Genomic DNA, 15,235 nt, shown 5'->3' on the forward strand with positions numbered 1-15,235 from the left:
GGCCTTGTTCAATTGAATACACGAAAATGGAACTGCTCTATGATGGGGCAGTTTTTCTTTTTCACTAGGATTTTAGTTCGAGTTCAAAACAGCTCTCTAGATTCAGAGGGCAGTTTTGCGGTATTCATCTAAGAATTTCTTACGATGATTGATCTATAGAGCCAGTAAAAGACCTCCAGATTTAATTCTGGAGGCTTCTCTATCTTAAAATCTTTTTGATAACTGTTTGAAATTGAGGGAGTTGATGGATAGCGGTTCCGACAAGGATACCTAGCATATTTAAGGCGATATCTCCTAAATCAAAGACTCCCAAATGTCCGAAGTACTGAATGGATTCGACGGTGAAAAGGGTCAGGAGACAAAGTAGGAGATTACTCAATCGTGAAGAAAAGAGGAGTCCCAGAGGAATGAACATTAATAGGTTCATGATGGGAACGAAGTGGCTCCCCCAGTATAATTCCCGAGCGAAGGAAAGGGGATTAAGTGAGAGACCTTGGGTACCAATGTTTTTCAAGAAAAGTAGGTAGAAGAGAGCAAGAAAGTAAATGAAGTAGAGTAGGAGCAGTGTCTGTTTTTTCAGCTGTCTAGTAAGAAGGAGTTTCAAAAAAGCATAGACAAAGTAACTAAGCAGGACTATGATGACTAGGTTGAGTAAGACTTGGAAGTAGGAGCCATAATGGGCGATGTAATGAACGTACTGTTCGAGATGGCCCCTATAAAACCAATAAGACAAGCACAGTGATAGGCTTCCTAGTAAGATGTTACTCAATGTTTTTAATGTTTTTGCCACTTTGCTCCTCCATTTGCATATGATGAGTACACATTATATCAAAAAAACGTTTAAAGAAAGTTAAGAAACTGTAACGAAGTTTTGATAGAATAGAAGGATAAGGCAGAATCAAAGACTAAAAAAGGACTTTGAAACAGCAACTCTACTTTTGACTAACAATTTAATGATTTTTGTAAACAGGCTATGAAAGCTTATAAAATAATTAAATTTTAAAAATTAGGAGTCAGCATCTTGTTTCAAGATTATTAAAATGTTATTATATAGTAGTGAATTTTTAACATAAAAAGGAGTTCGTCTTATGAATAAAAAGGTTTTGGCGACAGCTGGAATTGCAGCACTTGCAGTTTCTGCTACAGTTGCTAAAGCTGATGAGGTAACGACAAACAATCAAGCCTCAACAACAGCATCAGTATCATCGACAGCTACACAAGCTGTCCCAACTCAAGCCCAAGTCGAAGCGGCTAGAGAACAAGCCAGCGCTGCAAATCAAGCAGTGTCGCAACAAGAGTCAGTAGTTGCTAATCATGAAGCAGCTGCCAACCAGGCTCAAGCAAACCTAGCGACAGCAGATGCTAACTTGCAAAAGGCACAAACAGCAGCCGATGAAGCAAGTCCAGAAACTATTGCTGCCGCTCAAGGTCAAGTAACTACTGCAGAAAATGCGGCTAAGGAAGCTAAGTCAGCAGTCGAAACAGCTCAATCAGCAGAAAAAACTGCCAAAGATGCAGCAGACAAACAGCAATCTGTCGTTAATACAGATCAAGCTAATGTCAATGCCAAAGCTAGTGAAGTTGCTAATGCTCAAAAATCAGTAGATGCTGCTAAAGCAGCTCTTAATGGTTCTAGCGCTTCTGAGGCAGCTTCTAACCAAGCTAAAGCACAATCAGTTTTTGACGCTGCAACAGTAGCTGAGAAAAAAGCTCAAGAAGAATTGGCAGCCGCTCAGGCAGCTGATAAAGAAAAAGCTACTGCTATTTCAGCTAAAGAAGGTCAATTGACTGCTGATCAAAATGCAGCAAACCAAGCTAAAGCAGCCTATGAGACTGCTCAAACAGTAGCTAATGAAAAGGCAGCTGCCCTTGCAGCCGCTGAAGCAGCTAAGAAAAAAGCAGAATCTTCAACAACTTCAACAGCTAATGTTCGTCAAAAATTCTCAGTGTCACAAGAGTATGTCAATGCTCTTAAGATTCATGAGTCTAAAACAGCGACAGCAGCAGAAATAGCTCAAGCTGAACAAGTCTTGAAGAACGTCAATAAACGTGATCGTGGTAACAATAGTTATCAAGATAATGAAGCGGATAAAAATGTTAAAATTAGTGATTTGAATAACCTTAGTGAAGCTCAAATTACAGATTTGTCATTGTATGCTTCAAGTTTGATTAACCAAATTCGTACAGCTTTTGCTACAACTCAAACATCTGTTTCAAAAGGTAGTGTTCTTGCAGCTGATCGTGTTTCAGATGGTTATGTAGCAGATAACTGGGGTTGGGAAGCTATTACCCATAAAAGACATGATAGTGCCGCCCTTGACCGTGCTGGTAAGTCATTTAATAGTGTAAGTATTGGTGAAAACCTTAATACATGGCAAGGTTTGACAGGACCATTTACACTTAACGACATTAAGAAATATGTTTATGAAGCTATGCTTGACTTCATGTTTAACGGTAATGAGTGGAACCATGCCCGTTCTATCTCTGGACTTACAGCAGATGGTGGTGAGTCTTACATTGGTACAGACATTAGTGTTGTTGCCGGTGCCTTTAACGTTCACGTAAACAATGTCAATAAAAATTCTATCGCTTCTGATAGTAGCTTTGACACAACTAAGATTGCTAACCCATATGTAGGTAACCAATCTCAACCATCTCCAAATGCAAATCTAGCAGCTGCAAAAGCAGCTTATGAAGCTGCTAAACAAGCTAACGATCAAGCTCAAAGTGATTTGGCTAGCAAGAAATCTGCTTCTGAGTCAGCAACTCTTAAACTTAAGAATACTCAATCAGAACTTGCAGCTCTTAAAGCGACTGCAAGCAAGTTGGCAGCTGCTCAGAATAACCTTTCTGAAAAACAAGCAGCCCTTGCAACTGCTAAATCAGAATTGGAAAAAGCTAATGCTGCAGTTGAAAATCTTAATGCTAATGCACAAGAAAAAGCAGCAGCCCTTAGCAAAGCTCAAGCAACTCTTGATGAAAAACAAGCAGAGCTTCAAACAGCTAAAGATAAACTTGCGACAAGTTCTGCGACCTTGCAACGTTTGACAAATGCATACAACGCTGCTAAGCAAGATACTGCTAAGAAACAAGTAGCATTGACACAAGCTAACCAAGCTTTGGCTTCTGCTAAGAACCGTGTAGCAGCTCTTACAAATGCTCCAGCTAACCTAGCTAAGGCTAAGGCAGAACGTGCAATGGCCTTTGCTAAATTTACTGCGGCGAAAGGTGCTCTTTCAACTGAACGTGCGAAACTAGTTGAATTGTCTGCTAAACGTGATAAATTAACGAGCGAATACACGACTGTTCAAACAGCTTTCGATAACTATATGAAAGCTAAGGCAGACAAAGAGCTTCAAACACAATTGGCTAAAGAGTATGCTAACATCATCTCTAAAGGTCTTACACCAGTACCTGTTTACGATGTAGATGGTAAAGTTGTTGCTTTCACAACACAAGAAAAAGCAGCTCAAACGGCGGCTCAAATTCCTGTAAATTATGCTCAAGCAAAAGCAGAGAAACAAGCTCCTGTACAAGAAACAGACAGCTTGCCAGAAACAGGTGAGTCAACTGCAGTAGGATTCAGTCTTGTAGGTCTCTTTATGACACTATTGGCCTTCCTTGGTTTTGTTGACAGACGTACACGTCGTAACTAATCATAGACAAAAAAACGGCAGATGCCGTTTTTTATATATTTGAGAATCTAAAAAAAGTTAAGGTCGAAACCTTAACTTTTTCGTTTTTAACCCAAGAAACGTTTGAGGAATTCCTTTGTACGTTCTTCTTTAGGATTTTCAAAGATTTGTTCTGGGCTACCTTGTTCAGCGATTACCCCTTTATCCATGAAGATGACACGGTCTGAAACATCACGGGCGAACTCCATTTCATGGGTAACGATAATCATGGTCAAACCAGTTTCAGATAGCTCCTGCATAGTCTTGAGTACTTCCCCTACCATTTCTGGGTCAAGGGCTGAAGTTGGCTCGTCAAATAGGATGGCTTCTGGATCAACAGAGAGGGCACGGGCAATGGCCACACGTTGTTTTTGTCCCCCTGAGAGTTGTTTTGGTTTAGCTTTCCAGTATTGTTCCCCCATACCAACTTTCTCTAAGTTAGCTTTAGCGATGCTTTCAGCTTCTTTACGGTCACGTTTGAGAACGGTTGTTTGAGCTACGATAGCATTTTCCAAAACATTAAGGTTTTCAAAGAGGTTGAAAGATTGGAAAACCATACCGAGTCTTTCACGATAGGTAGTGAGGTCGTAACCTTTTTCAAGGACATTGTCTCCATGATAGAGGATCTCACCACCTGAAGGTGACTCGAGTAGGTTAATAGAGCGAAGGAAGGTTGACTTTCCTGAACCTGAAGAACCAATAATTGAGATAACTTCACCTTTCTTGACGCTGAGGGAGATATCTTTGAGGACTTCATTTTTTCCGTATGATTTTTTGAGGTTTTTGATTTCTAAAATCGTCTCAGTCATTAGTGAACCCCTCCTTGTGTGTAAGTATCTTGATCCAAACGGCGTTCTACATAACGCAAGATGCGTGTCACTGTGAAGGTGAGAACAAAGTAGATTGCTGCGATAACAAAGAATGTTTGGAAGTATTGATAAGTTTGGCTTGCAACAGTGTTACCTGCGAAGTAAAGTTCCACAACAGAGATAACGTTCAAAACAGAGGTATCCTTGATATTGATAACGAACTCATTACCAGTAGCTGGCAAGATGTTACGGATAACCTGTGGAAGAACAATCTTACGCATGGTTTGACCATGGGTAAATCCAAGAGCAGTTGCAGCTTCAAATTGTCCTTTATCTACAGCGAAGATACCACCACGAACGATTTCACTCATGTAGGCACCGGTGTTGATAGAAACGATGAAGACAGCTGCTAGGGTACGGTCAATGTTGATACCAAAGGCCTGGGCAGTACCGTAGTAGATAACCATAGATTGTACAATCATTGGCGTACCACGGAAAACTTCGATATAGACATTAAGAACCCAACCGAAGAGTTTTTGGAGCAAGGCTACAAATTTATTAGCAGCTTTAGGAGCTGTGCGGTAAACACCAATCATAAGACCGATAAAAGTACCCACAACTGTACCAATAATTGAGATAAGAAGGGTAATTCCTGTACCACGTAAGAATTGTGGCCAGTTCTTAGCGATGATAGCGCTCATCTGACTAAAGAAGTTTCCTTTTTTAGCCTCATCAGTCTTATCTGCAGGTTGAATGCCAATGATGTGATCCATCAGTTTGACACGTTCCTCTTGGCTGATTCCAGCAAGGACCTTATTGACTTGTTCCATTTGCTGGCTGTCTCCTTTACGAAGACCGACGGCCAAGGACACGTCATCGTCTGAAACCTGGAAACCACCATCTTTAAGCGTAATCATCTTATATTTTGAGCTAGCTTCTTCGGCAGTTTTGGCTTCAGGACGCTCTGAAACATAACCATCGATGATACCAGATGCAAGGGCTTGGCGCATAGCACCGAAGTCTCCCATAGCTGTTTGTTTGCTGACATCTGGGATTTGGTCAATCAAATTATAGAGATAAACCCCTTGTTGTGCTGTGATTTTAGCATCCTTGAAGTCTTTGAGACTCTTAGCCTTGGCATAATCACCATCAGAGCTAACAACCATAACAGGCTCACTTCGGTAGTAGCTATCTGAAAAGTCAATTTCTTGACGACGTTCAGCTGTTGGACTCATACCAGCGATAATCATATCGATCTTGCCGGAAGTGAGGGCAGGAATCAAACCTGTCCAAGCTGTTTTGACCACCAAGGGTTTCTTACCTTGAGCTTTAGCAATTTTTTTAGCGATTTGCACGTCATAACCGTTGGCATACTGTTTAGTACCTTCGATTGGAACGGCTCCGTTTGAGTCATCGTCCTGCGTCCAGTTGAAAGGTGCATAGGCAGCCTCCATACCGACACGGAGATACTCGTCTGCTTGAGCGCTTGATACCCCACCAAAAACGAGGAGGAGCGCTGCAAAGCAGGCTACAATAATTTTTTTCATTGAAACAATGTCTCCTATAAAAATGTCATACCTTACTATTTTACAGGAAATTAGGACTAATGACAATAAGTTGGGATTAGAAAAACAATCTCTATATCAAGATTGTCTTCAAATACAAGTTGTAATTTGATATAATGGGAGGGACAATTTGGAGCCCTGATCATTTTTGGTGTGATGGGGCTAGCATTTTAAAACGGAGATAATTATGCAAACGGCACAATTTATTATTGAATTACTAAAAGCAGTCTTTCTTGGGATTGTCGAAGGAATCACAGAGTGGCTACCTATTTCATCTACAGGTCACTTGATTTTGGTTAATGAATTCTTGAACTTGAGACAGAGTAAAGATTTCATTGATATGTTTAATATCGTAATCCAACTTGGTGCTATTCTTGCGGTTATGGTCATCTACTTTAAACGCTTGAATCCCTTCCAACCTGGTAAGACAGCACGTGAAGTGCAGTTGACTTGGCAACTTTGGCTTAAGGTGGTCATTGCCTGTATTCCTTCAGCCTTCTTTGGGCTTCTTTTAGATGACTGGATGGAGGCTCATCTCAGTAATTTCTTTGTAGTAGCTATCATGTTGGTGGTCTACGGGATTGCCTTTATTTGGATTGAGGACCGCAATCGACGTGTAGAGCCTAAGGTAACGGATTTGGCACGTATGTCTTACAAGACAGCTTTCTATATTGGTCTTTTCCAAGTCTTGAGTATCATTCCAGGGACAAGCCGTTCAGGTGCTACTATTCTTGGGGGTATCATCGTTGGTACTAGTCGTAGCGTAGCTGCTGACTTCACTTTCTTCCTTGGTATTCCAACCATGTTTGGTTACAGTGGCCTTAAGGCAGTTAAGTACTTCATTGACGGAAATACTTTGACAGGTGGACAAGTGGCTATTCTCTTGGTAGCTAGTGTGACAGCCTTTGTTGTCAGCTTGTTCGTGATTCGCTTCTTGATGAATTACATTAAGAAACATGATTTTACAGTTTTCGGAAAATACCGTATCGTGCTTGGTATTATTGTGCTTCTCTATGGAGCTGTTAAACTTATTTTTGGATAATTACTTTTAAGTAAACTGAAAAGGACTTCAATTGGAGTCCTTTTTATCTGGTTTTGAAATCATTTGTGGATAAGTTTTCCAAAGATGAGATAAGCCAGCAACCATAGGACCAGTCCGCAAGTTAAGAAGCTAGCTAGGATTTTCAAGAAGTCCACGACATTATGCAAGGGATACCATCCGGACAAACAGAGGATTGGAAGGATGGTAACACACATGATAGAGAAGTGGAGCAGTGATTGCTGTTTGAGCGATAAACGGTTATCGTCGTAAATGGGAGCAGTTGCTAGTATGATGGCGACAATTAGCCCCGTAAGAAAGGTAGATTTGTTTACTTGATGAGGTTGCCCCGACAAGTAGAGAAGGAGCGTCAATAAACTCGTTATTCCCCCAGCAATGCTAGCTCGTAGCCACCCTTTTTTGTAGGCAGTCATGGTCATCACCTCCACGTATAGGTTCACTTTTATTATACAACTTTCTGGGGGGAGATGACAGGTATTAATGGGGAAATACAAGGTTTTGTTAGCGTTAAGAAGTTTTTAGAAACCCTATCCTAAATAAGACGCAAACTTGCTCAGAAATTGCTATCTCTTGGCTTTTCTAGTATAATGAAATAACTACTCGTGCGAGGTTTTTTACATATGGAAATGAAACAAATAAGCGAGACAACTCTAAAAATCATGATTACCATGGAAGATCTTGAAGAACATGGTATGGAATTGAAAGATTTCTTGATTCCCCAGGAAAAAACAGAGGAATTTTTCTACACTGTCATGGATGAGTTGGACTTGCCTGATAACTTTAAAAATAGCGGGATGCTGAGCTTCCGTGTCACGCCACGCAAGGACCGTGTGGATGTCTTTGTGACTAAATCAGATCTTAAGGAAGACCTTGATTTCAACGATTTGTCAGATATGGACGACTACTCAGGGCTTTCTCCAGAAGAGTTCCTCAAGGCTCTTGAAGGTAACTTTATGGACAAGGGGGATATCGAAGCACACCATAAGCTCGAAGAACTTGAGAAGACCTTGGAAGAGGTTGATAAGGCTATGACAGAGCCTACCAAGGAAGTGGCTGAAGAAAATATTCGTGAAGACTATACCCACTATGTCTTGGCTTTCTCTGACTTTGATCAAGTAGTGACCTTTACACAAGGCTTGAAGGATGTGCCTGTTGAAGGTTCTGAGCTTTATAAACTTGTGGATGTCTACTATATGACAATCCTTCTTTACTTGGCTGATGAGCCTGATTATTACGCGAACAATATGTATGCGCGTTTTCTTGAATATGCGAATGTGGCAGACCGAACACGTGCCTACCTGCAAGAGCATGCAACAATTTTGATGGAAGAGGACGCCTTACCGGTACTACAAGCAACGAAATGGAGCTAAGACATGCCTTGGACCATTAACTATATATTCGTTTTGATTGGGACCTTTTTGATCGCCATTGTGGCGACTCCTTTGGTACGCTCTTTGGCCTTACGTGTCGGAGCTGTTGACAATCCCAATGCAAGACGTATCAATAAAAAGCCAATGCCTAGTGCTGGTGGTCTAGCTATTTTGTTGGCCTTTGTACTAGCGACCTTGGTCTTTATGCCTATGATTATTCATAAGGATATCTGGCATGTTTCCTACATCAGGTACATCTTGCCGGTTGTTGTAGGAGGATCTGTCGTAGCTCTGACTGGCTTCATTGATGATATCTTGGAATTAAAGCCTCTACCTAAGATGCTTGGTATTGTTATTGGAGCTGTCATCGTTTGGGCTTTTACAGACTTCCGATTTGATAGCTTTAAGATTCCATTTGGTGGTCCCATGATTCATTTTGGGCCGGTCTTGACCTTGATTTTAACGGTGTTATGGATTGCGGCCATCACCAATGCCATTAATCTGATTGATGGTTTGGATGGCTTAGTTGGAGGAGTTTCTATCATTTCCCTTATGACTATGGGGGTGATTTCTTATTTCTTCCTCTATGATACTGATATCTTCTTAACCATGACCATCTTTGTCTTGGTGGCTGCCATTGTAGGATTTTTCCCTTACAATTATCATCCAGCGATTATCTATCTAGGTGATACAGGGGCGCTCTTTATTGGCTTTATGATTGGTGTCTTGTCATTGCAAGGGTTGAAAAATGCGACAGCGGTGGCTATTTTGTCACCTGTTATTATCCTTGGAGTGCCTATTGTTGACACAGTGGTGGCTATTGTCCGCCGTAAGTTGTCGGGGCGCCCAGCTATGGAAGCTGACAAGATGCATTTGCATCATCGTCTCCTAGCTATGGGCTTTACTCATCGTGGAGCGGTTCTAGTGGTCTATGCCATCGCTATCCTCTTTTCATTGATTGCCCTCTTGTTAAATGTTTCTAGCCGTCTTGGTGGTATTCTCTTGCTCTTGAGTTTACTTCTGGGAATGGAAATTCTGATTGAAGGGCTTGAGATTTGGGGCGTTGGTCGAACACCTCTCTTCAACCTCCTGAAATTTATCGGAAATAGTGATTATCGCCAAGCAACCCTGTTAAAATGGAAGCAAGGGCGAAAAAATTAAACATTTGAAAAGCCAAGTAATGGCTTTTTTGTTATAATGATTCTAATTAAGGAAAATGGAAGTTCTCTTTTTGTTTTCCAGAAAATAGCAAGACTATTTTCAAAAAAAATAATGCAAATTAGCGAGCGACTGCTCGCTGTATATATGAAAAAGGAGTATACAATGTCTGTACTTGAAATCAAAAATCTTCATGTTTCTGTTGAAGATAAAGAAATCTTGAAGGGTCTTAATTTGACTCTTAAAACTGGTGAGATTGCTGCTATCATGGGTCCTAACGGAACTGGTAAATCAACCCTTTCAGCTGCTATCATGGGTAATCCAAACTATGAAATCACAGAAGGGGACATCCTTTTTGATGGTGAAAGTATCCTTGACTTGGAAGTTGACGAACGTGCACGCCTAGGTCTTTTCCTTGCTATGCAATACCCAGCTGAAATCCCAGGAATCACAAATGCTGAGTTCATCCGTGCGGCTATGAACGCTGGTAAAGAAGATGACGAAAAGATTTCTGTTCTTGATTTCATCACTAAATTGGATGAAAAGATGGAATTGCTTGGTATGCGTGAAGAAATGGCTGAGCGTTACCTTAACGAAGGTTTCTCAGGTGGTGAGAAAAAACGTAACGAAATTCTTCAATTGCTCATGTTGGAACCTAAGTTTGCTCTTCTCGATGAGATTGACTCAGGTCTTGATATCGATGCCCTTAAAGTGGTTTCAAAAGGGGTTAACGCTATGCGTGGCGAAGGCTTTGGTGCCATGATTATCACTCACTACCAACGTCTCTTGAACTACATCACTCCAGATGTCGTACACGTGATGATGGAAGGTAAAGTGGTTCTTTCAGGTGGTCCTGAATTGGCTGCTCGTCTTGAGCAAGAAGGTTATGCGAAAATCGCTGAAGAGCTCGGTTACGAGTACCACGAAGAAGCGTAAGTCTGTTACTCGAAATAACTAGAAAAGGAGTAACCTATGTCAAAAGAATCTATTATCGCTTTTTCACAAGCAAAAGCAGAGCCACTTTGGTTGCAAGACCTTCGTCAAGTAGCCTTTGATAAGCTTGAAAGTTTGGCTCTTCCCAAAATTGAGCGTGTAAAATTTCACCGTTGGAATCTCGGTGATGGAACGATTACTGAAAATGAACCATCAGCAAATGTACCTGATTTTACAGCGCTTGGAAACAACCCTAAATTGGTCCAAGTAGGAACAAATACTGTACTTGAACAATTGCCAGCTGATTTGATTAGTCAAGGTGTGGTCTTCACAGACCTGGCGACTGCTCTTGAGGAAATCCCAGAAGTCGTTGAAGCCTTCTTTGGTAAGGCTGTAGCCTATGATGAGGACAAATTGGCAGCTTATAACTATGCCTACTTCAATAGTGCAGCGGTTCTTTACGTACCAGATAATGTTGAAATTGACTTGCCAGTTGAAAGCTATTTTTACCAAGATGGAACTTCAAATGTTCCATTTAACAAACACGTTTTGATTGTGGCTGGTAAAAACAGTAAATTGACTTACCTTGAGCGCTTTGAAACGCTAGGTGAAGCGACTGAAAAAGCTAGTGCCAACATTTCAGTTGAAGTCATTGCTCAAGACGGTGCACAAGTTAAGTTTGCTGCTATTGACCGTTTGGGCGAAAACGTTACAACTTATATTAGTCGTCGTGGTCGTATCGGTCGTGATGCCAGCATTGACTGGGCTCTTGGTATCATGAACGAGGGCAATGTTATTGCTGACTTTGATAGTGACTTGATTGGTAATGGAAGCCATGCCAACCTTAAAGTTATTGGTCTTTCATCAGGGCGTCAGGTTCAAGGAATTGATACTCGTGTAACTAACTATGGTAACAACTCTGTGGGACATATCCTACAACATGGTGTTATTTTGGAACGTGGTACCTTGACTTTCAATGGTATTGGTCACATTGTCAAAGGTGCTAAGGGTGCTGATGCACAACAAGAAAGCCGTGTTCTAATGCTTTCTGACAAGGCACGTTCAGATGCGAACCCAATCCTCTTGATTGACGAAAACGAAGTTACGGCAGGGCATGCTGCTTCAATCGGTCAGGTGGATCCAGAGGATATGTATTACCTCATGAGTCGTGGACTTGATCAAGACACTGCAGAACGTTTGGTTATTCGCGGTTTCTTGGGAGCGGTTATTACCGAAATTCCAGTTAAAGAAGTACGCGATGAAATGATTTCTGTAACTGATACAAAACTAAACAAACGTTAGGAACTATCGACGCAGATAGTCTAACCTATAATATATCTAGATAGGGAGATATGATGTCAGCTTTAGATGCCTATAAGATTCGACAAGATTTTGCCATTTTAGATCAGGTAGTTAATGATGAACCTTTGGTATACTTGGATAATGCAGCAACGACCCAGAAGCCTCAAGTTGTTTTGGACGCTCTCATGGCTTACTATCATGAGGACAATGCCAATGTTCACCGTGGTGTACATACCTTGGCTGAGCGTGCAACAGCTACTTACGAAGCTAGTCGTGAAAAGCTTCGTCAATTTATCAATGCTAAATCAACCAAAGAGGTCCTTTTTACCCGTGGAACGACGACAGGTCTTAACTGGATTGGTCGTTTTGCAGAGCAGGTTCTTGAGCCAGGAGATGAGGTGGTTATTTCAATTATGGAACACCACTCGAATATCATTCCTTGGCAGGAAGCTTGTAAGAAGACGGGGGCTAAACTTGTTTACGCCTACTTGAAAGATGGCCAATTGGATATGGAAGATTTGGCCAACAAGATTACTGAAAAGACAAAATTTGTCAGTCTAGCTCAGGTTTCTAACGTTTTAGGCTGCATCAATCCTGTCAAAGAAATTGCCAAGCTCGCCCACCAAGTTGGTGCCTATATGGTGGTGGACGGTGCCCAATCGGCGCCCCACATGGCCATTGATGTTCAGGATTTGGATTGTGATTTCTTCACCCTTTCTGGACATAAGATGTTAGGTCCAACAGGGATTGGGGTTCTTTACGGCAAGGAAGAGATTCTTAACCAGATGAATCCTATTGAATTTGGTGGTGAAATGATTGATTTCGTTTATGAACAGGAAGCCACTTGGAAGGAATTGCCCTGGAAATTTGAGGCTGGTACACCTAACATTGCGGGGGCTATTGCTCTTGGTGCTGCTGTGGACTACCTCTCTGCTTTAGGTATGGAAAATGTTCATGCTTACGAGCAGGGATTAGTAGACTATGTTTTGCCTAAACTTTATGAGATTGAGGGATTGACAGTCTATGGTCCAGAGAATCCTAGCCAGCACGCAGGTGTTATTGCCTTTAACATTGATGGGCTTCATCCTCATGATGTGGCGACTGCCCTTGACTATGAAGGAGTAGCAGTGCGTGCAGGTCACCACTGTGCTCAGCCTTTAATCAATCATTTAGGTATCTCATCAGCTGCCCGAGCAAGCTTCTATATTTACAATACTAAAGAGGATTGTGACAAGCTTGTAGAGGCAATTCTTGCGACGAAGGAGTTTTTCAATGGCACTCTCTAGACTAGATAGTTTATATATGGCTGTTGTGGCCGATCACTCTAAGAGCCCTCACCATCATGGTGTTCTACCTGATGTGGAGCAACTTCAACTGAATAATCCGACTTGTGGAGATGTTATCAATCTGTCAGTAAAATTTGATGGTGACGTGATTGAAGACATTGCTTTTGCTGGAGATGGTTGTACCATTTCTACAGCGTCATCAAGTATGATGACGGATGCGGTTATTGGTAAAACTAAGGCAGAGGCTTTGGAACTGGCGGAGATTTTCTCTCTTATGATTCAAGGAAATCATAAAGATGAAGATAAGCTAGGTGAGGCTAAGCTCTTGGCGGGGGTTTCTAAATTTCCACAACGTATCAAATGTGCAACACTCTCTTGGAATGCCCTTAAAAAAGCTATAGAGAGAAGTGAGCTTTAGAAAGTCAAGGAGCAGTCAGTCTCCTTGCCCAAGCAAAAAGGAAAACGAATCGAACCCTTAATAAAGGAAAATACTATGACTGAAACAAATGAAAAAGTAGAACCAAAACCCATTGATTTGGGAGAATATAAATACGGTTTCCATGATGATGTGACACCAGTCTTTTCAACCGGAAAAGGAATCAGTGAAGACGTGGTCCGTGCCATGTCTGCTGAAAAGGGGGAGCCTGAGTGGATGCTTGAATTCCGCTTGAAATCATTAGAAACCTTTAACAAAATGGCTATGCAAGAGTGGGGACCAGACCTTTCTGGTATTAACTTTGATGACCTGACTTATTTCCAAAAGGCATCAGACAAACCTGCTCGTGACTGGGAAGATGTTCCTGAGAAAATCAAGGAAACTTTTGAACGTATTGGTATCCCAGAAGCAGAGCGTGCTTATCTTGCTGGAGCCTCAGCTCAGTATGAATCAGAAGTGGTTTACCACAATATGAAAGAAGAGTACGACAAGTTGGGGATTATCTTTACAGATACGGATTCAGCTCTTAAAGAGCATCCAGAACTCTTCAAGAAGTACTTCTCAAAACTGGTTCCGCCAACAGATAATAAATTTGCAGCCCTTAACTCAGCCTTCTGGTCAGGTGGTACCTTTATCTATGTACCTAAAGGCGTTAAAGTGGATATTCCGCTTCAAACCTACTTCCGTATCAATAACGAAGCAACTGCTCAGTTTGAACGTACTCTTATCATCGTTGATGAAGGTGCCAGCGTTCACTATGTTGAAGGATGTACTGCGCCAACTTACACAACTGCCAGTCTTCATGCGGCTATCGTTGAAATCTTTGCACTTGATGGTGCCTACATGCGCTACTCAACTATCCAAAACTGGTCAGATAGCGTCTACAACTTGGTAACTAAACGTGCTACGGCTAAGAAAAATGCGACTGTTGAGTGGATTGATGGTAACCTTGGAGCCGAAGTAACTATGAAGTATCCATCTGTTTACCTTGATGGAGAAGGTGCTCGTGGTACCATGCTTTCAATCGCCTTCGCCAATGCGGGTCAACACCAAGATACAGGGGCTAAGATGATTCACAATGCACCGCATACATCATCATCTATTGTCTCTAAATCAATCGCCCGTAATGGTGGTAAGGTTGACTACCGTGGACAAGTCACTTTCAACAAGGATTCTAAGAAATCGGTATCTCACATCGAATGTGACACCATCTTGATGGATGATTTGTCTAAATCAGATACTATCCCATTCAACGAAATCCATAACTCACAAGTTGCGCTTGAACACGAAGCTAAGGTTTCTAAGATTTCTGAAGAGCAACTCTACTACCTCATGAGCCGTGGACTTTCAGAACAAGAAGCAACAGAGATGATTGTCATGGGATTTGTGGAACCATTTACCAAAGAACTTCCAATGGAATATGCTGTTGAGCTTAACCGCTTGATTAGTTATGAAATGGAAGGATCAGTTGGGTAAAAACTCTGATAATCTAAAGGGACCAGACGGTCCTTTTTGTTTTGCTTGAAAAATCAAGAAATGAGCTCTAGATTAATGTTAGGAAGGGAGTAATTGTAATGGTCAGAAAGCGTTTACAACTGATATTTAAAAAGATATAATAGACTTGAATAGCAAGTAATGGAGG

Annotated in this window: 13 protein-coding genes; 9 read left to right on the top strand and 4 right to left on the bottom strand. The window is 41.5% G+C overall.

Annotated elements, in window-relative coordinates; translation table 11 throughout:
• Positions 1 to 199: 199 nt before the first annotated feature.
• The gene (locus ACYVQ1_RS07535) at positions 200 to 790 is read right to left on the bottom strand and encodes a VanZ family protein (RefSeq protein ID WP_002889749.1); all 591 of its coding nucleotides are present in this window, start codon (positions 788 to 790) and stop codon (positions 200 to 202) included.
• 298 nt (positions 791 to 1,088) lie between these two features.
• On the opposite strand from ACYVQ1_RS07535, the gene ACYVQ1_RS07540 reads away from it, so the two are divergent.
• Entirely contained in the window at positions 1,089 to 3,656 is a 2,568-nt protein-coding gene (locus ACYVQ1_RS07540; RefSeq protein ID WP_461250314.1) for an SEC10/PgrA surface exclusion domain-containing protein, read from the top strand.
• Positions 3,657 to 3,742: 86 nt separating this feature from the next.
• Here the strand turns inward: ACYVQ1_RS07540 and ACYVQ1_RS07545 are convergent, their stop codons facing one another.
• Entirely contained in the window at positions 3,743 to 4,483 is a 741-nt protein-coding gene (locus ACYVQ1_RS07545) for an amino acid ABC transporter ATP-binding protein (RefSeq protein WP_002886432.1), read from the bottom strand.
• Positions 4,483 to 6,030 carry an ABC transporter substrate-binding protein/permease gene (locus ACYVQ1_RS07550; protein WP_461250315.1) on the bottom strand — a complete coding sequence of 516 codons (1,548 nt, stop codon included), beginning with the start codon at positions 6,028 to 6,030 and terminating at the stop codon, positions 4,483 to 4,485. Before ACYVQ1_RS07550 ends, ACYVQ1_RS07545 begins: the two co-directional genes overlap by 1 nt.
• Positions 6,031 to 6,235: 205 nt before the next feature.
• On the opposite strand from ACYVQ1_RS07550, the gene ACYVQ1_RS07555 reads away from it, so the two are divergent.
• On the top strand, positions 6,236 to 7,090 hold the full coding sequence (locus tag ACYVQ1_RS07555) for an undecaprenyl-diphosphate phosphatase (protein WP_002883622.1): 855 nt from the start codon (positions 6,236 to 6,238) through the stop codon (positions 7,088 to 7,090).
• A gap of 59 nt (positions 7,091 to 7,149) precedes the next feature.
• On the opposite strand, the gene ACYVQ1_RS07560 is transcribed toward ACYVQ1_RS07555, so the two are convergent.
• A complete protein-coding gene (locus ACYVQ1_RS07560; protein ID WP_037620112.1) occupies positions 7,150 to 7,521 on the bottom strand; it encodes a DUF3021 family protein in 372 nt (123 codons plus the stop codon).
• A gap of 207 nt (positions 7,522 to 7,728) precedes the next feature.
• On the opposite strand from ACYVQ1_RS07560, the gene mecA reads away from it, so the two are divergent.
• The 7 genes from mecA to sufB all read left to right on the top strand — a co-directional run bounded on the left by mecA (position 7,729) and on the right by sufB (position 15,069).
• A complete protein-coding gene (gene mecA / locus ACYVQ1_RS07565; protein ID WP_461250316.1) occupies positions 7,729 to 8,478 on the top strand; it encodes an adaptor protein MecA in 750 nt (249 codons plus the stop codon).
• A 3-nt stretch (positions 8,479 to 8,481) separates the two neighbouring features.
• Positions 8,482 to 9,639: a glycosyltransferase family 4 protein gene (locus ACYVQ1_RS07570; protein ID WP_037598909.1), complete on the top strand. Its 1,158-nt coding sequence runs from the start codon at positions 8,482 to 8,484 to the stop codon at positions 9,637 to 9,639.
• 162 nt (positions 9,640 to 9,801) lie between these two features.
• Entirely contained in the window at positions 9,802 to 10,572 is a 771-nt protein-coding gene (sufC, locus tag ACYVQ1_RS07575) for a Fe-S cluster assembly ATPase SufC (protein ID WP_002883600.1), read from the top strand.
• 36 nt (positions 10,573 to 10,608) lie between these two features.
• On the top strand, positions 10,609 to 11,871 hold the full coding sequence (gene sufD / locus ACYVQ1_RS07580) for a Fe-S cluster assembly protein SufD (RefSeq protein ID WP_347110587.1): 1,263 nt from the start codon (positions 10,609 to 10,611) through the stop codon (positions 11,869 to 11,871).
• 53 nt (positions 11,872 to 11,924) lie between these two features.
• A complete protein-coding gene (locus tag ACYVQ1_RS07585; protein ID WP_461250317.1) occupies positions 11,925 to 13,157 on the top strand; it encodes a cysteine desulfurase in 1,233 nt (410 codons plus the stop codon).
• Positions 13,144 to 13,575: a Fe-S cluster assembly sulfur transfer protein SufU gene (gene sufU / locus ACYVQ1_RS07590; protein WP_118185067.1), complete on the top strand. Its 432-nt coding sequence runs from the start codon at positions 13,144 to 13,146 to the stop codon at positions 13,573 to 13,575. Before ACYVQ1_RS07585 ends, sufU begins: the two co-directional genes overlap by 14 nt.
• Before the next feature lie 75 nt (positions 13,576 to 13,650).
• Positions 13,651 to 15,069: a Fe-S cluster assembly protein SufB gene (gene sufB / locus ACYVQ1_RS07595; RefSeq protein ID WP_002883666.1), complete on the top strand. Its 1,419-nt coding sequence runs from the start codon at positions 13,651 to 13,653 to the stop codon at positions 15,067 to 15,069.
• Positions 15,070 to 15,235: the final 166 nt, after the last annotated feature.

Source organism: Streptococcus parasalivarius (assembly GCF_054785155.1).

Coding starts and splice junctions, on each gene's coding strand:
- sufC (WP_002883600.1), top strand. CDS start 9,802: ATGTCTGTACTTGAAATCAAAAATCTTCATGTTTCTGTTGAAGATAAA.
- ACYVQ1_RS07570 (WP_037598909.1), top strand. CDS start 8,482: ATGCCTTGGACCATTAACTATATATTCGTTTTGATTGGGACCTTTTTG.
- ACYVQ1_RS07550 (WP_461250315.1), bottom strand. CDS start 6,030: ATGAAAAAAATTATTGTAGCCTGCTTTGCAGCGCTCCTCCTCGTTTTT.
- ACYVQ1_RS07545 (WP_002886432.1), bottom strand. CDS start 4,483: ATGACTGAGACGATTTTAGAAATCAAAAACCTCAAAAAATCATACGGA.
- sufD (WP_347110587.1), top strand. CDS start 10,609: ATGTCAAAAGAATCTATTATCGCTTTTTCACAAGCAAAAGCAGAGCCA.
- ACYVQ1_RS07560 (WP_037620112.1), bottom strand. CDS start 7,521: ATGACTGCCTACAAAAAAGGGTGGCTACGAGCTAGCATTGCTGGGGGA.
- sufB (WP_002883666.1), top strand. CDS start 13,651: ATGACTGAAACAAATGAAAAAGTAGAACCAAAACCCATTGATTTGGGA.
- ACYVQ1_RS07555 (WP_002883622.1), top strand. CDS start 6,236: ATGCAAACGGCACAATTTATTATTGAATTACTAAAAGCAGTCTTTCTT.
- ACYVQ1_RS07585 (WP_461250317.1), top strand. CDS start 11,925: ATGTCAGCTTTAGATGCCTATAAGATTCGACAAGATTTTGCCATTTTA.
- sufU (WP_118185067.1), top strand. CDS start 13,144: ATGGCACTCTCTAGACTAGATAGTTTATATATGGCTGTTGTGGCCGAT.
- ACYVQ1_RS07540 (WP_461250314.1), top strand. CDS start 1,089: ATGAATAAAAAGGTTTTGGCGACAGCTGGAATTGCAGCACTTGCAGTT.
- mecA (WP_461250316.1), top strand. CDS start 7,729: ATGGAAATGAAACAAATAAGCGAGACAACTCTAAAAATCATGATTACC.